Annotated in this window: 15 protein-coding genes and 1 tRNA gene; 3 read left to right on the forward strand and 13 right to left on the reverse strand. The window is 38.7% G+C overall.

Features of this window, described 5'->3' with window-relative positions:
- Positions 1–53: 53 nt before the first annotated feature.
- From pgk to dnaQ, 6 genes are all read right to left on the reverse strand, one after another.
- Entirely contained in the window at positions 54–1,217 is a 1,164-nt protein-coding gene (gene pgk, locus DK861_RS03220; protein WP_072063577.1) for a phosphoglycerate kinase, read from the reverse strand.
- 86 nt (positions 1,218–1,303) lie between these two features.
- Positions 1,304–2,323, reverse strand: a complete 1,020-nt coding sequence (epd, locus tag DK861_RS03225) for an erythrose-4-phosphate dehydrogenase (protein WP_109399230.1) — start codon at positions 2,321–2,323, stop codon at positions 1,304–1,306.
- Between the two features lie 257 nt (positions 2,324–2,580).
- The gene (gene tkt, locus DK861_RS03230) at positions 2,581–4,575 is read right to left on the reverse strand and encodes a transketolase (RefSeq protein WP_072063579.1); all 1,995 of its coding nucleotides are present in this window, start codon (positions 4,573–4,575) and stop codon (positions 2,581–2,583) included.
- A gap of 786 nt (positions 4,576–5,361) precedes the next feature.
- Positions 5,362–6,585, reverse strand: coding sequence for a hypothetical protein (locus DK861_RS03235; protein WP_109399231.1), 1,224 nt, complete (start codon positions 6,583–6,585; stop codon positions 5,362–5,364).
- Positions 6,586–7,627: 1,042 nt separating this feature from the next.
- A tRNA-Asp gene (locus tag DK861_RS03240) sits at positions 7,628–7,704 on the reverse strand.
- Positions 7,705–7,827: 123 nt separating this feature from the next.
- Positions 7,828–8,580, reverse strand: coding sequence for a DNA polymerase III subunit epsilon (dnaQ, locus tag DK861_RS03245; RefSeq protein WP_006534924.1), 753 nt, complete (start codon positions 8,578–8,580; stop codon positions 7,828–7,830).
- A gap of 65 nt (positions 8,581–8,645) precedes the next feature.
- Between dnaQ and rnhA the strand changes: the two genes are divergently transcribed.
- Positions 8,646–9,131 (forward strand): ribonuclease HI, encoded by a 486-nt coding sequence (gene rnhA, locus DK861_RS03250; RefSeq protein ID WP_072063582.1) that lies wholly within the window; start codon positions 8,646–8,648, stop codon positions 9,129–9,131.
- Positions 9,132–9,137: 6 nt separating this feature from the next.
- Here rnhA and DK861_RS03255 read toward each other — a convergent pair whose 3' ends face one another.
- A complete protein-coding gene (locus DK861_RS03255; RefSeq protein ID WP_109399232.1) occupies positions 9,138–9,854 on the reverse strand; it encodes a methyltransferase domain-containing protein in 717 nt (238 codons plus the stop codon).
- Positions 9,855–9,892: 38 nt separating this feature from the next.
- On the opposite strand from DK861_RS03255, the gene gloB reads away from it, so the two are divergent.
- Together gloB and mltD are read left to right on the forward strand one after the other, a co-directional pair.
- Entirely contained in the window at positions 9,893–10,648 is a 756-nt protein-coding gene (gene gloB, locus DK861_RS03260; RefSeq protein WP_109399233.1) for a hydroxyacylglutathione hydrolase, read from the forward strand.
- Positions 10,649–10,723: 75 nt separating this feature from the next.
- Positions 10,724–12,058, forward strand: a complete 1,335-nt coding sequence (gene mltD / locus DK861_RS03265; protein WP_109399234.1) for a murein transglycosylase D — start codon at positions 10,724–10,726, stop codon at positions 12,056–12,058.
- A 234-nt stretch (positions 12,059–12,292) separates the two neighbouring features.
- Here the strand turns inward: mltD and DK861_RS03270 are convergent, their stop codons facing one another.
- The 6 genes from DK861_RS03270 to rlmD all read right to left on the reverse strand — a co-directional run bounded on the left by DK861_RS03270 (position 12,293) and on the right by rlmD (position 22,044).
- Entirely contained in the window at positions 12,293–13,675 is a 1,383-nt protein-coding gene (locus tag DK861_RS03270) for a DASS family sodium-coupled anion symporter (RefSeq protein ID WP_004247295.1), read from the reverse strand.
- Positions 13,676–13,996: 321 nt separating this feature from the next.
- Positions 13,997–15,298 (reverse strand): phosphopyruvate hydratase, encoded by a 1,302-nt coding sequence (gene eno, locus DK861_RS03275; protein ID WP_036911952.1) that lies wholly within the window; start codon positions 15,296–15,298, stop codon positions 13,997–13,999.
- Positions 15,299–15,360: 62 nt separating this feature from the next.
- Positions 15,361–16,998, reverse strand: coding sequence for a CTP synthase (glutamine hydrolyzing) (pyrG, locus tag DK861_RS03280; RefSeq protein WP_072063587.1), 1,638 nt, complete (start codon positions 16,996–16,998; stop codon positions 15,361–15,363).
- A gap of 510 nt (positions 16,999–17,508) precedes the next feature.
- The gene (mazG, locus tag DK861_RS03285) at positions 17,509–18,306 is read right to left on the reverse strand and encodes a nucleoside triphosphate pyrophosphohydrolase (RefSeq protein ID WP_109399235.1); all 798 of its coding nucleotides are present in this window, start codon (positions 18,304–18,306) and stop codon (positions 17,509–17,511) included.
- Between the two features lie 102 nt (positions 18,307–18,408).
- A complete protein-coding gene (gene relA / locus DK861_RS03290; RefSeq protein ID WP_072063590.1) occupies positions 18,409–20,646 on the reverse strand; it encodes a GTP diphosphokinase in 2,238 nt (745 codons plus the stop codon).
- A gap of 72 nt (positions 20,647–20,718) precedes the next feature.
- Positions 20,719–22,044 carry a 23S rRNA (uracil(1939)-C(5))-methyltransferase RlmD gene (rlmD, locus tag DK861_RS03295; protein WP_109399236.1) on the reverse strand — a complete coding sequence of 442 codons (1,326 nt, stop codon included), beginning with the start codon at positions 22,042–22,044 and terminating at the stop codon, positions 20,719–20,721.
- Positions 22,045–22,398: the final 354 nt, after the last annotated feature.

The following is a 22,398-nucleotide window of genomic DNA, read 5'->3' on the forward strand; positions in this document are numbered from 1 at the left end:
CCTATATTTGGAACAGGTAGAAAATAATTTTCTACCTGTATGAGCTGACTTAATTACTGTTTAGCGCGTTCTTCTAACATTGCAACAGCAGGAAGTTTTTTGCCTTCAACGAATTCTAAGAAAGCACCACCACCGGTTGAAATGTAAGAGATTTTGTCTGCGATATCAAATAAATCAATAGCAGCTAGCGTATCACCACCGCCAGCGATAGAGAATGCTTCACTATCTGCGATTGCTTTAGCAACGATTTCTGTACCTTTACGGAAGTTAGGGAATTCAAACACACCTACCGGACCGTTCCACAGAATAGTTTTTGCATTTTTCAGAATTTCAGCTAAACGTTCAGCAGTCACATCACCGATATCCAATACTTGTTCATCATCTTTAATATCATTTGCTGATTTCAATACAGCTTCTGCTGTTTCAGAAAATTCAGTTGCAACACGAACATCGCTTGGTACTGGAATATCACATTTTTCCATTAATTTCTTAGCATCATCGACAAGATCAGCTTCGTATAAAGAACGGCCTACTGGGTGACCTTCTGCTGCGATAAAGGTATTTGCGATACCACCACCAACGATTAATTGGTCAGCGATTTTTGATAAAGAATCTAATACAGTCAGTTTAGTTGAAACTTTAGAACCACCAACAATTGCAACCATTGGGCGCGCTGGTTTATCTAATGCTTTACCTAATGCTTCAAGTTCTGCTGATAACAGTGGGCCAGCACAAGCAACTTGTGCAAATTTAGCAACACCATGAGTTGATGCTTGAGCACGGTGAGCTGTACCGAATGCATCCATTACAAATACATCACATAATGCAGCGTATTGTTTAGACAGTGTTTCGTCGTCTTTCTTTTCGCCTTTGTTAAAACGAACGTTTTCAAGAACAACTAATTCACCGGCATTAACTTCAACACCGTTTAAATAGTCTTTAGCAAGACTGACAGGTGCAGTTAATTTGTCTTTCAGATAGTCAACAACTGGTTTTAAAGAGAACTCTTCGTTGTACTCACCTTCGGTAGGACGGCCTAAGTGAGAAGTTACCATCACTTTAGCGCCTTGTTTTAACGCGGCTTCAATTGTTGGTAAAGAAGCACGGATACGTGCATCTGAAGTCACTTTACCATCTTTTACTGGAACGTTCAGGTCAGCACGGATAAGAACTCGTTTACCCGCTAGGTCTAAATCGGTCATCTTAATTACAGACATGATGAATCCTCTCATTGATTCTCTAAAATTTAGTAATCTTCTGTTCAGTGTGTTGTATTTTACGCGACACCGTCATTAAAACATGATTATTTAAAACCAGTTGCAGCCATTGCTAACGTTGTATCAAGCATACGATTAGCAAAGCCCCATTCATTATCACACCAGACTAACGTCTTGATCAGGTGTTGCCCACTGACTCTTGTTTGAGTGCCGTCAACGATAGCACTATGAGGGTCGTGGTTAAAATCAGTTGAGACTAATGGCAATTCTGTGTAATCCACTATACCACGAAATGCGCCAGTTGCTGATTTTTGAATTAACCGATTGACATCTAACACATTTACAGCAGTTTTTACAGTGATACTTAAATCAATTGCCGTCACATTAATTGTAGGAACTCGTACAGAAATTGCCTCAAAATGATCCTTAAATTTTGGGAAAATCCGAGTAATTCCTGCGGCCAATTTCGTATCAACAGGAATGATAGATTGTCCTGCGGCACGAGTACGGCGTAAATCCTTATGATATGCATCAATCACGGGTTGATCGTTCATGGCTGCATGGATTGTTGTTACTGTTCCTGACTCTATATTAAACGCATCATCCATCATTTTAATGATGGGAATAATACAGTTTGTTGTACAAGATGCATTTGAAACAATGCGGTGTTCTTTTTTAAGTTCATGTTGATTAACACCAAAAACCACTGTTGCATCTAAATCTGTTGTCCCCGGATGAGAAAAGAGCACTTTTTTTGCACCTTGTGCAATATGAGCTTCACCATCAGCACGAGAGCCATAAGCACCACTACAATCAAGCACAACATCAATACCAAGCTCACCCCAAGGTAAATCAGTAATATCAGCATGATGAAAAAGACGAATGCTATCATCACCTACTTGCAATAAATCGTTATTAATTCGTACATCCCAAGCAAAACGTCCATGACTAGAGTCATACTTGAGAAGATGCCCAATGCCTTGTGCATCAGCCAATTCATTTATTGCAACAACCGTTATTTCAGCTCGTTTACCTGATTCATAAAGCGCTCTTAACACATTACGCCCTATACGACCAAAACCGTTAATCGCGACTCTGATTGTCATGTGACTTCCTTGATAACTTGTGATTTGCAACCGTTTAGAATAATAGAGCAAGATACTAATCAACAACGATAAATCAAGTAAATCTAGAAATTGTGCAGTCACCGACATTTTAGTATTAACTGAAACGGTTCAGCTTATTGATAATCAGATTACGAGAAATGAGAGAAGATCGCAATAGTAAACAAAGATGGAAGGATAAAAAAAGAGCACATCTGAGAAATTCTTCCCAAAAATGTGCTCTTGTTAACATTTATTGATTATTTAAGTAAAGATTTTGCCTGTGTGACCACATTTTCAACAGTAAAACCAAACTCTTCAAATAATTCGTTTGCAGGTGCAGATTCGCCGAAGCTATGCATACCAACAATCGCGCCTTCTAAACCAACATATTTGAACCAATAGTCAGCAATACCAGCTTCGATAGCAACACGTGCTTTCACTGATGTTGGTAACACTGCTTCACGGTAATCTGCATCTTGCTTATCAAATGCATCTGTTGCTGGCATAGAAACAACACGTACTTTACGGCCTTCAGCAGTCAGTTGATCATAAGCGCTAACCGCTAATTCAACTTCAGAACCTGTGGCAATAAAGATTAATTCAGGCGTACCAGCGCAATCTTTCAGGATGTAACCACCCTTCTCGATATTTGCCAGTTGCTCTGGAGTACGTGGTTGTTGTGCAAGATTTTGACGAGAGAAGATCAGCGCTGTAGGGCCATCTTTACGATCAATAGCATATTTCCATGCAACAGCTGATTCAACTTGGTCACATGGACGCCATGTGCTCACGTTTGGAGTGACACGCAGGCTTGCCATTTGCTCAACTGGTTGGTGAGTTGGGCCATCTTCACCCAGACCGATAGAGTCATGAGTATAAACAAAGATACTGCGGATCTTCATCAGTGCAGCCATACGCACTGCATTACGCGCATATTCCATAAACATCAGGAAGGTTGCGCCGTAAGGAACAAAACCACCATGTAATGCAATACCGTTCATGATTGCAGACATACCAAATTCACGTACACCGTAATGGATGTAGTTACCGGCTTTGTCTTCGTTCAGTGCTTTAGAACCAGACCACATGGTCAAGTTACTTGGTGCTAAGTCCGCAGAACCGCCCATGAATTCTGGTAATACTTTACCGAATGCTTCTAATGCATTTTGAGACGCTTTGCGGCTTGCGATGCTTGAAGGATTTTGTTGCAGATTTTCAATAAATGCTTTGGCATCTTTTTCCCAGTTTGCGGGTAATTCACCAGAAACACGACGTTTGAATTCAGCCGCTAATTCAGGGAACTGTGCTGCGTATGCAGCAAATTTAGCATCCCATGCAGCTTCTTTTGCTTTACCCGCTTCTTTCGCATCCCACTCTTTATAGATTTCTTGTGGAATTTCGAATGCGCCATATTCCCAACCTAACGCTTTACGTGTTTCAGCAATTTCTGCATCACCTAATGGGGAACCGTGAGAATCAGCAGTACCTGCTTTATGAGGGGAACCAAAACCGATAGTGGTTTTACAAATCAACAGTGAAGGCTTGTCAGTAATTTGTTTTGCTTCTTCAACCGCGGCTTTGATGCTTGCTGCATCGTGTCCATCAATGCCACTGATGACATGCCAGCCATAAGCGTCAAAACGTTCTGCTGTGTTATCAGTAAACCAACCGTGCACTTGACCATCAATAGAGATGCCATTGTCATCATAGAATGCAATCAGTTTACCTAACTGTAATGTTCCAGCTAAAGAACATGCTTCATGAGAGATACCTTCCATCATACAACCATCACCCATAAAGGCGTAGGTGTAGTGGTCAACAATGTCATGACCAGGACGGTTAAATTGAGCCGCTAATGTACGTTCTGCAATAGCAAAGCCCACTGCGTTTGCAATACCTTGACCTAAAGGACCCGTTGTTGTTTCAACACCAGGGGTATAACCATATTCTGGGTGACCCGGTGTTTTAGAATGCAATTGACGGAAGTTTTTTAGATCATCTAAAGAAACTTGATAACCAGACAGGTGCAGTAAGCTATAAATCAGCATTGAAGCGTGGCCGTTAGATAATACGAAACGGTCACGATCAGCCCAGTTAGGGTTAGTCGGGTTATGATTTAAAAAATCACGCCATAATACTTCTGCAATATCAGCCATACCCATAGGGGCGCCAGGGTGTCCTGATTTCGCTTTTTGCACAGCATCCATACTTAAAAAACGGATCGCATTAGCAAGGGTTTTACGAGTGGTCATTTTCTACTCCAAGTCGGATAAAAAGCATCTAGATAGCTGATTCTCTCAATGCAGGCAAAAAACCGCAATATAAAAAATCCACCAAGGTGGCTATCGTAATTAGCTTAAAGCAATAATTCTTTGATTTGCACGGCATTTTTTACGATCAAAGCGGAAAATAACATTACACCACCGCATTGTTGCGCAACGAAAAGCAAAAAAGACAATGATTTGCGCAATTGAGAAGCGTGCTATTAAACCTTAGCTTGATATGACTAATCAAGATAAAATTTCATTGCTGAATTATCCATCAAATCAAATAAATACTGTATTGTTTTAATTATAACCTAATAACTGACTAAACTTGTTACAAGGACGTAGAATTATAAGAGATTAAAAAAGATAAAAAGCAGATAACCCACTGATTCAGTAATAAAAATCTTATTTACATCATATATAACTAAAAGGGAAAGTCAGCGTAACGTAAATGTTACTTATCACCTTAGCAAAATGAGTGAGAAAATAAGTAATTAGGTTATTCCAAGAATGGTTTTTATAAATTTTATTACAATAAAGAATATATTTTTCGTATTTTGACTTTCAATAAGCCTAAAGTTTCTTTTTTCTGTGTTAATTGAGTATTTTTTTCCATTATTATTTTTGCAGAAAATAGTTTCAGAAAACAGCTTATTTAATAATACGCGAAAGTTTACAAAGCAAAAAACCCAGCATAAATGCTGGGGTTTAGTAATGAAAGGCATCCCTCCGAATTGGATTATCATTTAATGTGGTTATAACTAACCTTGTTCAGATATTTTTAAAGATAGGTATTTTTCTCACTTCTTTAAGGTAGGCAGTACCTTCAGTATTGCCAGTACCTGGCGAGGCGCCCAGCATTTTTACAGCAATACCGTAATGCGACTGCCTCCATATTTTCATGCCTAATCCAAACGACTCCATCGCTTGATGAAAATCATCTTTATACAAATTATCCTGAGGAATAAGATTAAAAACATCATCAATCGTCTCAGGGTTGCATAAAATCTCCTCGCTTACCTCCGGTACCGCTTGATAGGCTATTGAATTGAATCTTTCAGCATCAGGTCTACTACACAATGATTCAACTTTTTTATAACTGCGTGACTGGATTGCACTAGAACCTTCGGTATAGTCTCTGAACCTATGAAAGCCATCAACCCGCAACGTCGATAGCAATGGAAAAAGTGCTGCCATTTCATTCAATCGATTAGCACTGAGAAACAAGAGTTCAGTTGCTTGTTTCAGATCCGATTTAGCAAAGGCAATAACTTCCGTTAAACAAGAGGCCAGCCAATCAAACAATGTTTCAAAAGCCTGTAATATACGTAAAAAAATGTACTCATCATGATTAATATAAACGGGTATCATTGAGTATTCTAAGCGTAATTTTTCATTATCAGATAAGCGTAAAAACACAGCGGAACAAATTGTGTCGCAGATCGCTATCATATCCCGCTCATTATTTTCCCACTGTATATTCATTCGTTGATATACTTTTCCCATACACTTTATCAGTCGTCGGCAACGCATATTAACAAGTCGCTGATCTGGTGCCATTTCATAGAGCCAACTGCCATTATTACGCAATGCCTCTAGCTCAAAACGGATTAAATCCATAGTAATAATAGTCAGTTGCCAATCGATATAATCAGCACTATTTTCTGTGTAATTCTGCCAATGTAATAAATCCAGTGCTAGATAAGATCGGTAACTATAAGTGTCATCAAATTTATCCAAGACGACGTTGAGAAAACTTAACATCCAATCACCAGCGGAATTGCGGGCTAATTCATCTCGATATACTGCCAGTTGTTGTAATTTTTGGTGGGTAACAAAATGTTTTCCAACTTTATGAAATTCAGAAAGAATTTCTCTGGCATCACATCGATGACTATTATTCAATAGACTGTCTTCGGTGGTCACTCTATAACTCTTTTTACGTTTTGAATCAGCCCCATCAAGATGCTCTTGCTCTGATATTCTATCAACCATAGTTAGCTCCCGGCTCTTTGTTTCGATAAATCAGTAACTGTCCACAAAAAAATCTACGTCGGCTTGCTGTATAAAATAATGGATGGCGATCCTTAACACCTTATTACGCAAATTCCTCTTTGCTGCATAAATGTCAGGATTTCAAGTTGCTGGGCGAATAGTTTTATATATTCCATCCCGCGCTTCACTAATACTGTTGCCTTCGCTACATGCCCAGCACTCAATTCACTCGCTGCTTCAGCTAACTCTTCATTTTGTTGAAGATTCAACCATCGCTATGTGGATTGATGTATAACCTGAAAAAAATTCATTAGCAATATGAATGTATTTATACAATATAACCGTCATTAAAACCAACAATAATTTAACGTTGAACCAACAACCCTAACTGTAAAAAGACATATTTACTGGAATTACATAAACAAAATCAATCAAGTTAAAAGAAAAATAATTTTATTACATAGGTTGGAAATCCTTTAAATTAATCCACAAAAGAGTAATTAAATCTAATTAAAAGTGATAATTTGCATTATTATAGTCTTTTAGTTCACTTGGTTATTATGATTTATTTTATTATTCTAATTGCTTTAATTATTTTAACGGTAATTTTTCGAAGGGTAACAATTAAAGATACCCCGTTATTAATCACAAGTCCGAGAAGCATATACATAAAATATATTTATATTTCTAATTGAGGCAATGTTAAAATCTGTTTTATTGGTTTCCAGTAATTATTTATATATTCAATTAAACGGCTATTCGGGTCTAATAAACAGGGTGTTACTGGCTAGCTGGGGCTAGTTTGGATATCAACGGGGATCAGTACTGGAGTTGCCCGCTTAATGGTAGGAGAAAGCCTTGTGTTCTTATGTTTAGCCCAAAGAATTCAATGTATATGAACACACATTACAGCGTGATTTACGTGAACATTTGGCTTATTTACGGGTAGAAGGTCGGAAAAGTGGCATACTGCAGGTATGGCATAATGATAAAACCTCAATAGCAAAAACGCCATGCTAATAAATAGCATGGCGTCATAATTTGGCGGAACGGACGGGACTCGAACCCGCGACCCCCTGCGTGACAGGCAGGTATTCTAACCAACTGAACTACCGCTCCGCGTATCCTTTCGGACGAGGTGAATATTACGAATCTCTTGCCTTGTCGTCAACTGTTTTTCTAACAAAAAGATGCATTTGGATAGTTTTTAATCTCAGTTAACCATTTCTGCATTTTTTATATTCAAACAGCCTCATCATTTGATGCAGGACGCCACAAACAATGCCCGCCTTTTTTCTCAACTAAATCTAATCGAGACTCATGCTCAGCAAGTTCTTCTGCGGTTGCTCTTATTACTCTTAATCCTGAAACAGGGCGCTCGATACGCTGGATATCATTTTGCTCTTGCTCGTTATTTGATTCACCTTCCATTGAAAATGCTAATGCTGTTTGTCCACCGGTCATTGCCAAATAGACATCAGAAAGTATTTCAGCATCCAATAACGCGCCGTGAAGAGTACGTTTAGAGTTATCTATTAAGTATCTATCACATAAGGCATCAAGGTTATTTCGCTTACCGGGAAATAATGCCCTTGCCATTGCAAGGCTATCGGTAATTTGGCAGAACGTTTCAGTAGGCGGAATATCACGGTTAAGTTTTCTAAACTCATAGTCCATAAAACCAATATCGAACGATGCGTTATGAATGATCAGCTCGGCGCCACGAATATATTCTAAAAACTCGTCAGCGATATCAGCAAAAGAAGGACAATCTTCTAAAAACTCATCACTAATACCATGAACTTCAAACGCTTCAGGATCAACTAATCTTTCGGGCTTAATATAAACATGGAAATTTCGCCCTGTTAATCGACGATTGATAACCTCTACAGCACCAATTTCAATGATATTATGACCTTCATAATGAACGCCCAGCTTATTCATACCAGTAGTTTCGGTATCAAGTACAATTTGTCGTGTGATTGGAGTGCTCATAATCCGTTTTTATGTCAGACTTAGGGTTAGTTTTTCGTATTAATCAAAAAGGATAAGTCGCCTTTATGCACAAGCAGGTAGAAATATTCACCGATGGTTCATGCTTAGGCAACCCTGGCCCCGGTGGTTATGGCGCTATTTTACGCTATCAACAACATGAAAAAACCCTAAGTGAAGGTTTTTTTATGACCACCAATAACCGAATGGAACTTCTTGCCGCTATCGTAGCATTAGAAACATTAAAATTCCCTTGTAAAATCACACTGACTACAGATAGCCAATATGTTAGACAAGGTATTACACAGTGGATCCATAGCTGGAAAAAGCGCCAGTGGCGTAAAGCAGACAAAAGCCCTGTGCTTAATGTCGATCTATGGAAACGCTTAGATAGTGCTATTACTCGTCATGAAATTGAATGGCATTGGGTAAAAGGCCATGCAGGTCATGATGAAAATGAACGTTGTGATGAATTAGCAAGAACTGCGGCTCAATCACCTACACAAGAAGACACAGGTTATATCGAAAGCCAAAAAGATAAAACCACAGATTAGTAAGCATTATGGCTCTGGATGATTACGTGTAGCGCCTAAAACTCGACCTTTTACACTCATGCGTGGCAATACAAATTTCAAGGCTGTGGGTGTTAAAGGAAGCGTTCTTTTACGTGCAATGATTAGATTTAAACAGCCACCGATGTGATAGCGGCTGCCATCACGTTTTATTGGTCTTGAAAATGGCATAATCTGGAAATTCTGTTGTGTCATCACTTCGTAATTTAGCACACTTAGCCAATCAATTTGGCGTCGAAGTGAAAACATACGACTTGAATAAGGCTGCCTTTGTCGTAAAAAAGGTGTGCATTTACCCAATCCTAATAAACTTATAGGGTTAAAGCTCGTTAATACTATCCAGCCATCATCAATTAAAACGCGATCTGCTTCTCGTAATAGCCAATGGGGATCTGCACTATAATCAAGCACATGCGCCATAAGACAAACATCAATCGATTTATTTTCAAAGGGTAAATAATCTAAAGAGGCAATAACATCAGCATTTATTTTATTAGATGTCACATTGACTTGATGTGAAACGATACTTAATTTGGTATCCAGTTCGGCACTGAGTTGACCGAGTTTTAATAAATGAAAGCCATACATTTTTGGCCACCAATTTTGTAAACGCAGTTCGATAGCCATGCGATAATATTCCCCCCATGGAATATCGCGCCAAGAATCTGGCATCATAATTGGTTTTGCTGACCGCGCTGCTTTCATCGTTTAACCCTTTATATTTTATAAGTAAGGTAACTTATATGGAGCTTATCAGAATTCCTGCTTTATCCGATAACTACATTTGGCTATTAAGTAATGAAAATAGTGAATGTGTGATTGTGGATCCGTCACAAGCCAAGCCTGTTATTGAAATGCTTTCACAACGCTCGCTAACACCTATCGCGATTTTATTAACCCACCATCATGATGATCATGTTGGTGGCGTTACTGAACTTGTAAAAAAATATCCTAACATTGACGTTTTTGGCCCACAAGAAACACAAAGTAAAGGGGCTGAAAATATTATTCATAATCAAGAGCGCATCATTGTTGGCACTTTCACTTTTAATGTGATTGGCACACCAGGCCATACATTAGGTCATGTTGCGTATTATTGTGAACCCTATTTATTTTGTGGCGATACACTTTTTTCTGGTGGTTGTGGTCGTTTATTCGAAGGTACCGCACAACAAATGTTTAGTTCATTACAAAGATTGAGCGCTTTACCTGATGACACATTAATTTGTTGTGCTCATGAATACACCCTATCAAATATGACCTTTGCACATCATATCATGCCAGAAAATGCACTTATTACCGATTATTTAGCCCAAGTTAGTGAAATGCGTAAAAATTTGCAACCTACTGTGCCAATAACACTGAAAAACGAAAAGAATATTAATCTTTTTTTGAAATCTGACGATATTGATTTGCAAAGGATTTTAGGTATAACCACTAATACATATGCTCCAATTAAGACATTTACAAAATTAAGAGAATTAAAAGACAACTTTTGATTTCTATTGATTGTTTTATTTTGGCACACTAAGTATCATTTGGTTCAAAAAACACACAGGATGAATTTTTATATTATGAAGACAAAAGCGATTTTGTTCTCCATATTGCTATTGGCGGGCTGCCAGCAATCTGAGAATATTAAACCTAATTTGTCTGCGATCACACCAACATCAACGAAAGGGACTTCAACTTCTCAACAACCTCAATATGATGTCAAAACCAATTTATGGGGTTATGTGATAAGTGAATTAAAAATGGATCTCCCTGAAAATGAAAGGATCTCGCAGCAAGAATTATATTTTTTAAATAATCCCAAACATATACAAAGCGTTGCTTCTCGTGCTGAACCTTATATGTATTCGATTATTGATGAAATTGAAAAACGTGAATTACCGATGGAGCTAGCTTTAGTTCCTGTGGTTGAAAGTGCGTTTAATCCCCATGTTACCTCTTCTGCAAATGCTGCTGGTTTATGGCAATTTGTTCCAATAACCGGTAATTACTATGGTTTAGCACAAAACCAATGGTATGACGGTCGTCGTGATGTCATGGCATCAACCAAAGCCGCACTTGATTTACTTGAACGCTTGTATGTAATGTTTGATAGTGATTGGGCACTTGCCCTTGCTGCTTATAACGCTGGTGAAGGCCGTGTTATGCAAGCAATAAAGGCAAATGAAAGTAAAAACCTACCCACAGACTATTGGTCACTCTCTTTACCTAAAGAAACAATGAATTATGTACCTAAAATTCTCGCTTTAAGTAAAGTTATCCGTGAAAACGAAGAAAACATTACTTTTCCTAAAAGTAACTATCGTGATAAAGCATTAGCTTCCATTGATGTCGGTGAACAAATCACATTAAATAAAGTTGCTGAATTAAGTCAGCTACCTATTAATACTGTGAAAGATTATAACCCAGGCTATAAACGTGGCATAACCGCACCTAATGGCCCTCATGTGATTATGTTGCCTCGCAATAAGCTTGATCAATTCCGTAACGCTTTTGAAGATGAAGCGGTATTAGAGACTATTCGTTTAGCTGTCGCCAAAACAAATCAGTCTATTAAGCAAGAAGGTGTTTATAAAGTTCGCTCTGGGGATTCATTTTACGCTATTGCTCGTCGCTACAATATGAGCATAAAAGACTTACAACGTATTAATGGATTAAATGCAAAAAGCACCCTATTAGTAGGACAAACATTAAAAATTCATAATGCGGGCAGTGCCAGTAATACTACGGTAACAAAACCGACAAAACCGTCTCCGAGTTATTACAAAGTTCGACAGGGAGATTCTTATTACAGCATCGCTCGTCGTCACGGTATTAACCTTAAATTATTAATGAGTTGGAACTCAGACATTAAAATGTTAAAACCGGGTACACAACTTACACTTTACACAAAATAATTAAGTTATTTTCTATTTTAAATAGCCATCAATGTTATGACATTTTTAGTCTTAATATTGATGGTTTTTTATAACCCATAAAAGTCATCTCACCTCTTCTTTTTCTAGAGCGATCCTTATAATAACTAGGATGCCAATCCAAATAACAGATAAGAACAAGGCAATAAAAAAGCGCCCGATATCACTATCAAGCGCTCTATTTTTATCTCATCAAGATTAATTTAACGTATTCACTTATAACCAGAAGAACCAAGCAAACAGAGAGATAACTAAGATACACACTAAGTTCAGCACACCACCGACACGTACCATCTCAGTTTGTTTAATATAACCAGAACCAAAGACAATCGCATTTGGTGGGGTTGCAACAGGTAACATGAACGCACAAGATGCACCAATACCAATAATCATTGTCAACGCCATTACTGGCATACCTAACGCTTGTGCAACGGTTGCAAAGATAGGTACTAATAACGCAGCACTTGCTGTATTGCTGGTGAACTCTGTTAATACGATGATAAAGGTCGTTACTGCAAGGATGATCACAAACCAATGGCTATTACCAAAGGTATCTTTCATAAAGTCAGCCATAACCAAGCTTGCACCAGATGATTGTAAAATTGCGCTCAGTGTTAAACCACCACCAAACAGCATTAATACCCCCCACTCTGTGTTCTCTTGAATTTGGCTCCAACTTGCTACACCTGTTACACCGATTACAATTGCTGCACTAACCGCAATAACTGTATCTAAATCTTTTACACCACCAAAAGCACTGCTGATGAAAGAGCTGAAGATCCAGCAAAATACGGTAACTAAGAAGATAATCATGGTGATAACACGTTTGTTATTCCACTCTAACACTTCTAATTTCAGATCAAACTTATGTTTCAAGTTAGGACGCAGCATTAGGTACATTACAATAAACATGATAGGCAATAATACCAACATGATTGGAACACCATACTTCATCCACGTAATGAAATCTAAGTTCAATTGAGCCGCGGCAATCGCATTGGGAGGGCTACCAACTAACGTACCTAAACCACCAATACTGGCACTATAAGCAACACCTAGTAATACGAAGACGAAAGTATTACGTTCTGAACGAATATCTAAGTTAGATAAAATACCTAATACTAAAGGCAGCATCATCGCAGCTGTTGCTGTGTTACTGATCCACATTGAGAGTAATGCAGTAACTCCAAATAACAGCAATACAGCGATTGACAGTTTACCTTTTGCAATCATCAGCAAGCGGTTAGCAATTAAGCGATCTAGCCCTTGAATATGAAGTGCTGTCGCTAATGCAAAGCCACCGAAGAATAAGAAAATGATAGGATTTGCAAATGATTTTAATGACTCATTGGTATTCATTAGCCCAAGCACAACGGCTAAAATAGGTATAAATAATGCTGTTATCGTCACGTGAATAGCTTCTGTCAGCCATAACACCCCCACAAACACCATTAATGCTAAACCTGCATTGGCCTTCGGATCATAAGGTAAAAATTCTAGCAAAAGTAGTAATAACACCACATCAATAGCCAGAATAATTAACCCCCGTTTGTTTATCGGACTAGACTTCGCCGATGGGGCTAAATTGGATGCGTCCATGATAATACTCCACATTAGCTGATATGAACATTGGATTCACTAAGCTTAAATTGTTAACGAAATAGGTTATATGTGAAATATAAAAACATTTCTCGTCCTTGAAAATGCGCAAAATTAATAATTGGGATCTCATCCACGAGAATTAACCAATTTATTAATAAAAGAGTAATAATTGAACACTATTTCCTCTTACACATCACACTTTTTTCAAAACTGTTAAAAATAAATATGCTATTTTTTCGGTAAAAAAATAAAAAAAAGAGGAGAACTCAATGTTCTCCCCTTTCAGATTAATAAATTTTTTTAATCAAAGGTGCAAGATTATGCTTGACCTTTAACTTCTTTAAGACCGTTGAAAGGTGCTTTGTTACCTAATGCTTCTTCGATACGGATCAGTTGGTTATATTTAGCAACACGGTCAGAACGGCTCATAGAACCTGTTTTGATTTGGCCTGCTGCTGTACCAACTGCTAAGTCAGCGATAGTTGCATCTTCAGTTTCACCAGAACGGTGAGAGATAACAGCGGTGTAGCCTGCATCTTTCGCCATTTTGATTGCAGCTAAAGTTTCTGTCAGTGAACCGATTTGGTTGAATTTGATCAGAATTGAGTTAGCAATACCTTTGTCGATACCTTCTTTCAGGATCTTAGTGTTAGTTACAAACAGGTCGTCACCAACCAGTTGGATTTTGTCACCAAGAACTTTAGTTTGGTATGCAAAACCATCCCAATCAGATTCGTTTAAACCATCTTCGATAGAAACGATTGGGTATTGTTTAGTCAGTTCTTCTAAGTAATGAGTAAACTCTTGTGAAGTGAAGGTTTTGCCTTCGCCTTTCAGTTCGTAGTTACCTGTTTCATTGTTGTAGAACTCAGAAGCTGCACAGTCCATAGCCAGAGTAACATCTTTACCTAAAACGTAACCTGCTTTCTCAACTGCTTCTTTGATAGCAGCCAATGCAGCAGCATTAGATTCTAAGTTTGGTGCATAACCACCTTCGTCACCTACTGCAGTGTTCATGCCTTTTGCTTTTAACACTTTTGCTAAGTGATGGAAGATTTCTGAACCCATACGCACTGCTTCTTTCAGAGTTGGTGCGCCAACTGGTTGGATCATGAATTCTTGGATATCAACGTTGTTATCTGCGTGCTCACCACCGTTGATGATGTTCATCATTGGCAGAGGCATAGAATATTGACCGTGAGTACCGTTCAGATCAGAAATGTGCTCATACAAAGGCATACCTTTTGCAGCTGCAGCCGCTTTTGCGTTTGCTAAAGAAACCGCTAGGATTGCGTTTGCACCAAAGTTTGATTTGTTTTCAGTACCATCTAAATCGATCATGATTTTATCGATGTTAGCTTGGTCTTTTGCATCTTGGCCAAGGATCGCTTTAGCGATTGGACCATTAACAGCAGCAACCGCTTTCAGAACACCTTTACCTAAGAAACGTGATTTATCGCCATCACGTAATTCTAAAGCTTCGCGAGAACCTGTTGATGCGCCTGATGGAGCCGCAGCCATACCAACAAAACCACCTTCTAAGTGAACTTCTGCTTCAACTGTTGGGTTGCCACGAGAATCAATAATTTCACGACCAAGTACTTTAACGATTTTGGACATTCGGTTTTCCTCTGTACAAGTTAAATTTCCGAGAAGAGATATTCTATCTCTTCTCATATATCCTATTTCAGCAGGCCTTTTTGGTTATCAAAGGCTGCTTTCACAAAGCCTGCAAATAACGGATGGCCGTCACGCGGCGTTGAGGTAAACTCTGGGTGGAACTGACAAGCAACAAACCAAGGATGGTTTGGATTTTCAATAATTTCCACCAGTTTGTTATCTACTGAACGACCTGCAATACGTAAACCCGCATCTTCGATACGTTTTAATAGTAGATTATTTACTTCATAACGATGACGATGGCGTTCTGTAATGGTGTTTTTGCCATACAGTGTACGAACTAAGCTATCTCCACTTAAATGGCAAGGCTGAGCACCAAGTCGCATCGTACCACCTAAATCACTCTCTTCTGAACGCACTTCAACATTACCGTCTTCATCGCGCCATTCAGTAATTAACGCAATAACTGGATATTTGCAATCTGGTGCAAATTCAGTGGAGTTTGCGCCTTCCATTCCAGCAACATTACGTGCAAACTCAATCATAGCAACCTGCATACCTAAGCAAATGCCTAAGTAAGGGATTTTATTTTCACGTGCATATTGAGCAGCCATAATTTTGCCCTCGACACCACGTTCACCAAAACCACCTGGTACTAAGATTGCGTCTAACCCTTTAAGCATTTCTACGCCACGAGTTTCAACGTCTTGTGAATCAATTAGTTTGATATTTACAGCAACACGGCTTTTGAAACCACCATGTTTTAATGCTTCAATCACTGATTTATAGGCATCTGGTAATTCAACATATTTACCAACCATACCAATGGTCACTTCGCCTTCAGGATTAGCTTCTTCGTAAATAACTTGTTCCCACTCTGCAAGGTTTGCGACTGGGCAATCTAAGCTGAATCGTTTACAGATATAATCATCTAATCCCTGAGATTTCAATAGTGCAGGGATTTTATAAATGGAATCGACGTCTTTTAATGAAATAACCGCTTTCTCTGGTACATTACAGAACAGCGCAATCTTCGCACGTTCATTAGCAGGGATAACGCGGTCTGAACGGCAAATCAACGCATCAGGCTGGATACCGATCGACAGTAATTCTTTTACAGAATGCTGAGTTGGTTTAGTTTTCACTTCACCAGAAGCGGCTAAATAAGGCACCAATGTTAAATGTAGATAGAATGTGTGCTCGCGGCCCACTTCTGCTGCCATTTGGCGAATCGCTTCTAAGAATGGTAAGGATTCGATATCACCAACTGTCCCGCCAACTTCAACTAAAACGACATCATGACCTTCACCGCCACGGATGATGCGTTCTTTGATTTCATTAGTGATATGAGGAATAACTTGAATTGTAGCCCCAAGATAGTCACCACGACGCTCTTTGCGTAGTACTTCCGAGTATACGCGACCTGTCGTGAAGTTATTACGACGAGTCATTTTCGTGCGAATAAAGCGCTCATAGTGTCCTAAGTCGAGATCAGTTTCAGCACCATCGTCAGTAACGAAGACTTCCCCGTGCTGAATTGGGCTCATAGTACCTGGATCGACGTTGATATACGGATCCAACTTCATCATGGTGACATTGAGTCCACGGGCTTCGAGTATAGCCGCCAGAGAGGCTGCGGCAATGCCTTTACCCAGAGAGGATACGACCCCGCCGGTCACAAAAATATAATTCGTTTTCATGCTGAACCTGAAAGTTTAGGTGTATTAGGATGATGGATATAACTGGACGGGAACACAGTATACCCGAACCTTATTTTCGCTACAAACATTCTTAGTAGTATAAAGTTCTTTTTCATCACGCCACTTATCCGTTTAAACACGAAAAAACAGTAAAAATTCAATTAACTAAACCCGTGAAAATATTTCACAAACATTTTAGCTTAATCCTTTCAGCTAAGCTATCACTTTTAGAGAAGAGATGCTTTATTTTTTCACAATATTAAGTGTAGCAGGTTTATAGCGAGATCTTTTGCTTATGATCATACGTTTAATTTTTTTGAGATTAATCACACTTTTAATGTAATGGAATGCAAATGCAAAACTTTAAATCACCCAAAAACAAAAAAACGAAATTACATTTTATAATTTCGCCTTTAAAAATTTTTTATAAAAAAAGCTGAAAAAACGAGATGTTACAGACTATTTTTATCGCACTTTATGTCACGTTGACGTTAATTTGCGTGTCACAATTCACTCAACTAGTTGTTTTTTTGCTTTCTGCCAACAGATCTCCATCTCTTCCAATGAGGCATTTTCTATGCCAGTGCCTTTTTCTGAGAGCATTTTTTCAACAAAACGAAAGCGTTGTTCAAATTTTCGGCATGCTCGATTTAATGCTTGCTCGGGTTTTTGTTTTAAATGACGTGATAAATTCACCACAGAAAACAATAAATCACCTAACTCATCTTCAATTCGAGAGGCATCTTGAGGCTCTTTTTTCACCTCTGCTATCACTTCATTAATTTCTTCATAAACTTTACCCAAGACAGGTTCTAGTTCATTCCAATCGAAACCCACTGAAGCACAACGCTTTTGAATTTTTTCTGCTTTCATTAAGGCTGGTAAAGTAGCGGGAATATCATCTAATAATGAAAATTGTGCTTTTGCCTCACGTTCTTGAGCTTTAAGTTTTTCCCAACGATATTTTTCTGTTGATAAATTGTTTTCGCTTTCAGAAGCAAAAATATGAGGGTGACGGCGTTCTAGCTTATTACTAATAGCTTCACAAACATCATTAAAATCAAATAACTTTTGCTCTTGCGCCATGCGTGAATAAAACACAACTTGATAAAGCAAATCGCCCAGCTCTTCTTTTAAATCAGCAAAATCTTTGCGTGTAATGGCATCTAATACTTCATAGGTTTCTTCTAATGTATAAGGTGCGATAGTGTCAAAAGTCTGCACTTTATCCCATTCGCACCCTGTTTCAGGATCACGTAGCTGTGCCATAATTTCTAATAAACGAAAGATTTCACGATTTTCTGACATCATATTGCCTTTTAAATAAGAGTGAGCTTTATCCTGTTTAATACATTTTTAGATAAAAAAATGCCGAGAACAGTTATCTCGGCATCTTATCATTTTAATGTTTTAGTGAGAAAAGCGTTTCGCCTCTATCACATCAGGCAGTTGATTCAGTTTTGCCAAAATACGACTTAATACTTGGAGATTATAAATCTCAATATTCATATCGATTGTCGCAATTTGTTGCTTCACATCACTGCGGCTACTCACACCAAGTACATTCACTTTCTCATTGGCTAGAATAGTGGTGATATCGCGTAATAACCCACTACGATCATTCGCGACAACACGTACTACCAATGAATAACCGCTGGAATAATTCTCTCCCCATACTGCATCAACAATACGCTCTGGCGCATGAGAAAGTAATTCAGCAAGTTGTTCACAATCTGCTCGGTGAATCGAAATACCTCGGCCTTTAGTAATAAAACCAACAATATTGTCACCCGGAATAGGCTGGCAACAGCGTGCAATATGATGCATTAAATTACCAACACCCTCAACGACAATACTACTCCCTGAACCAGTGGTTCTTGGTGCTGGCGTTTTGCTCTCGAGTGTCCGCAGTGCCTCTTTATCTTCATCTTCTGCAGTGGCTTTATTTAATTTACTTTGAATAAAGTTCACTAACTGGTTAATTCGGATATCACCGACACCAATACCCGCTAATACTTCATCAACACTATGCACGTTATAACGTGCAATCAGCAGTTTTTCTGCTTCTTTCATGTTGATATCCATATGTGCTAATTCGTTATCTAAAATCTGACGCCCTGCAAGAATATTTTTATCGCGATCTTGCTTACGGAACCAATTGTGAATTTTCGCACGTCCACGACTTGTCGTGACATAACCTAAATTAGGATTTAACCAATCACGACTCGGATTAGGATGTTTTTGCGTGATGATTTCAATTTGATCGCCCATCTGTAACTGATAGCTAAAGGGCACAATGCGCCCGCCAATTTTCGCTCCAATGCAGCGGTGCCCCACATCACTATGAATATGATACGCAAAATCAAGCGGTGTTGAGCCAGCAGGTAAATCAACCACATCACCTTTTGGTGTAAAGACATACACTCGATCATCAAAAACCTGACTACGGACTTCATCCAACATTTCGCCAGAATCCGCCATCTCTTCTTGCCACGCAATCAGTTTACGTAGCCATGCAATACGGTTTTCATAACTTCCTGTACCGCCTTTCGTCGCAGCACCTGTAGCACCTTCTTTATATTTCCAGTGCGCAGCCACACCCAACTCTGCATCTTCATGCATTTGGCGAGTACGAATTTGGATTTCAACTGTTTTACCTTCAGGCCCTAATACAACAGTATGAATAGATTGATAACCATTAGGCTTTGGATTTGCCACATAATCATCAAATTCATCAGGTAAATGGCGGAAATGCGTATGCACAATTCCCAATGCGGCATAACAGTCTTGAAGACGTTCAACGACTATACGAACAGCCCTCACATCGAATAATTCATCAAATGCGAGGTTCTTTTTCTTCATTTTACGCCAAATACTGTAGATATGTTTGGGACGCCCATAGATATCTACATCAACATTCTCTTCTTTCATATAACCACGTACTGTACTGACAAAATTATCAATATACTGTTCGCGATCAATACGGCGCTCATGAAGCAAGCTTGCTATTTTTTTGTATTCATCAGGATGAAGATAGCGGAAACAAAAATCTTCTAATTCCCATTTTAATTGACCAATACCCAATCGGTTGGCTAACGGTGCATAAATATTAAAACACTCTTTAGCGGCCAGTACGCGCTCATCTTCTGTGGCATCTTTTACTTCGCGTAAATGGGCTATACGCTCTGATAGTTTAATGACTACACAACGGAAATCTTCTACCATAGATAACAACATACGACGTACGTTATCTACCTGAACGGAGCTTGTTTCATTGGTATGTGTCGCTTTTAATTGGCGTATGGCGTCCATCTCCATAACACCACGCACTAAACTCCAAATAGCATCACCAAAGTGTTCAGTGACAATTTCCTGATCAATAAGATTTTCTTCAGCAAGAGGGAAAAGAAGCGCTGCCCTCATGCTGTCTTTATCCATGCTGAGTGTCGAAAGAAGCTCAACCATTTCAACACCACGCCACAATAGCCGTTCAGCATCTTCACGCCCTTGAACAGTACGATGGCAGTATTCCCAGGTTTGCATGATTTCACTACCCGCATTGGCATGAGTTAAGTTCAAGCTGTTAACCCATTTATCAACAGCAAACTCTCCCGCAGGTGTTAAGTGAGCACTTCTTACTGCAACCATATTCTCTCCCTACACGGTATAAATCTTATTTGCGACTTATTTACTGGCTAACTGTTTATTATCGACTCAAATTTATTTTCGACTAAACTGTGCCATTGATTCCAGATGACCCGTTTGTGGAAACATATCTAACATTTTTAAACCGGTTAGCTGATATCCAGAATCTAATAATATCTTACTATCTCTGGCTAACGTGGTCGGATTACAGGAGACATACACGATTTTTTCTGCAGATAACTTCACTATGTGTGACATTACCTCCAACGCCCCTGCTCTTGCTGGATCTAACAACACTTTGTTAAACCCTTCTTTCGACCATGACATCGCAGAAAAATCAGCCGATAAATCTGCATGCCAAAAATGCGCATTACCTAGTTGGTTTAGTTTTGCATTCTTTTTCGCCATTTCAACCAGTGCAGGTACACCTTCTATACCCACAACTTCACTGACGCGTTTTGCAATAGGTAAAGTAAAGTTACCCATACCACAAAACAGATCTAATACGCGATCTTCTGGCGATAAATCAAGCCATTCAATAGCTTGAGCGACCATCTGAGAATTTATTTCATCATTTACTTGAATAAAATCAGTGGGTGCAAAACGTAAATTTAGACCTTCTATTTGATAGAAGGGTTCCTGCTCAATTGAAGTTAATCGTGCTATCTCGCTATTACCACCTGCAAGATACATCGTAACTTGATAAGTTTGAGAGAAATCACGCAAACTCTGTTTATCATGCTCAGGCAATGGCGATAAATGACGTAAAATAACTAATGGCCCATTATCAGCAAGCACCATTTCAACATGCCCTAAATCACGCGCTGATATTAATTTGTTAAGGCATGTCCAAAGAGGAGACAATAAATCATTTAATTGAGGTTTTAACACTGGACATTTTTTTATCATCACCAAATCGTTAGAACGCTCTTGGCGAAAGCCCATCACCAACCCTTTTTCAGATTGATAGCGCAATCCTAATCTTGCTCTACGGCGGTAACCATATTCGGCACCTGCAATAACAGGCTCAGCTGAAATAATCACACCGGTTTCACGTTTAATAAGGTGCGATAACACACTGGCTTTTGTTGTACGTTGCAGCGCAATAGGGACATGTTGCTGCTGACAGCCACCACAACGCTCATAATATTCACAATGCGGTTTTATGCGCTGTTCACTGGTCGTTAAACGCTTAATAACTTCGCCTTTAGCAAACTGGCGCTTTTCTTCTGTTAAACGAATACGAGCAGTTTCTTGTGGGAGTAGTCCTTTTACAAAAATTGTTTTGCCCTCAGCATGAGCAATACCTTGACCATTTGCATCCAATGCACTGGCGGTCACTTCCAGAATCATCGCCTGTTTTTTCGCAGGACGTTTTTTAGGGGAATAAAACTGCACCATAGTATTAAATTAAGTATCAATGATGGATTAACAGTGAAATGACATCGTTTTAGAATACGCTGTATGCTTTTCAGCGTGACATGAATGACTATGCATTTCAGAAGAAAACATAAAGAGAGTATAACATCGAACAAGTTATTTACTTAACTGATATAAGCAATATTTTTGTTAATTTGATAAATATTTTAATGATAACAACCTAAGGCCCTCGATTTATGAATTTTATATTGTTATATAACTAACAAATATTATATATAACTCTTATATTGAATATACTTACAATTAATAACATCTATTTTCTGTTATTTTAATAAATTTTTATTATCACTAAGAAAAGTCTAAAATTTATAATCA

This window comes from Proteus sp. TJ1640 (assembly GCF_003144445.1).
GTDB lineage: Bacteria > Pseudomonadota > Gammaproteobacteria > Enterobacterales > Enterobacteriaceae > Proteus > Proteus penneri.

Coding starts and splice junctions, on each gene's coding strand:
- tkt (WP_072063579.1), bottom strand. CDS start 4,575: ATGACCACTCGTAAAACCCTTGCTAATGCGATCCGTTTTTTAAGTATG.
- mazG (WP_109399235.1), bottom strand. CDS start 18,306: ATGTCAGAAAATCGTGAAATCTTTCGTTTATTAGAAATTATGGCACAG.
- dnaQ (WP_006534924.1), bottom strand. CDS start 8,580: ATGAGCACTCCAATCACACGACAAATTGTACTTGATACCGAAACTACT.
- rlmD (WP_109399236.1), bottom strand. CDS start 22,044: ATGGTGCAGTTTTATTCCCCTAAAAAACGTCCTGCGAAAAAACAGGCG.
- pgk (WP_072063577.1), bottom strand. CDS start 1,217: ATGTCTGTAATTAAGATGACCGATTTAGACCTAGCGGGTAAACGAGTT.
- mltD (WP_109399234.1), top strand. CDS start 10,724: ATGAAGACAAAAGCGATTTTGTTCTCCATATTGCTATTGGCGGGCTGC.
- DK861_RS03255 (WP_109399232.1), bottom strand. CDS start 9,854: ATGAAAGCAGCGCGGTCAGCAAAACCAATTATGATGCCAGATTCTTGG.
- epd (WP_109399230.1), bottom strand. CDS start 2,323: ATGACAATCAGAGTCGCGATTAACGGTTTTGGTCGTATAGGGCGTAAT.
- rnhA (WP_072063582.1), top strand. CDS start 8,646: ATGCACAAGCAGGTAGAAATATTCACCGATGGTTCATGCTTAGGCAAC.
- gloB (WP_109399233.1), top strand. CDS start 9,893: ATGGAGCTTATCAGAATTCCTGCTTTATCCGATAACTACATTTGGCTA.
- relA (WP_072063590.1), bottom strand. CDS start 20,646: ATGGTTGCAGTAAGAAGTGCTCACTTAACACCTGCGGGAGAGTTTGCT.
- DK861_RS03270 (WP_004247295.1), bottom strand. CDS start 13,675: ATGGACGCATCCAATTTAGCCCCATCGGCGAAGTCTAGTCCGATAAAC.
- eno (WP_036911952.1), bottom strand. CDS start 15,298: ATGTCCAAAATCGTTAAAGTACTTGGTCGTGAAATTATTGATTCTCGT.
- DK861_RS03235 (WP_109399231.1), bottom strand. CDS start 6,585: ATGGTTGATAGAATATCAGAGCAAGAGCATCTTGATGGGGCTGATTCA.
- pyrG (WP_072063587.1), bottom strand. CDS start 16,998: ATGAAAACGAATTATATTTTTGTGACCGGCGGGGTCGTATCCTCTCTG.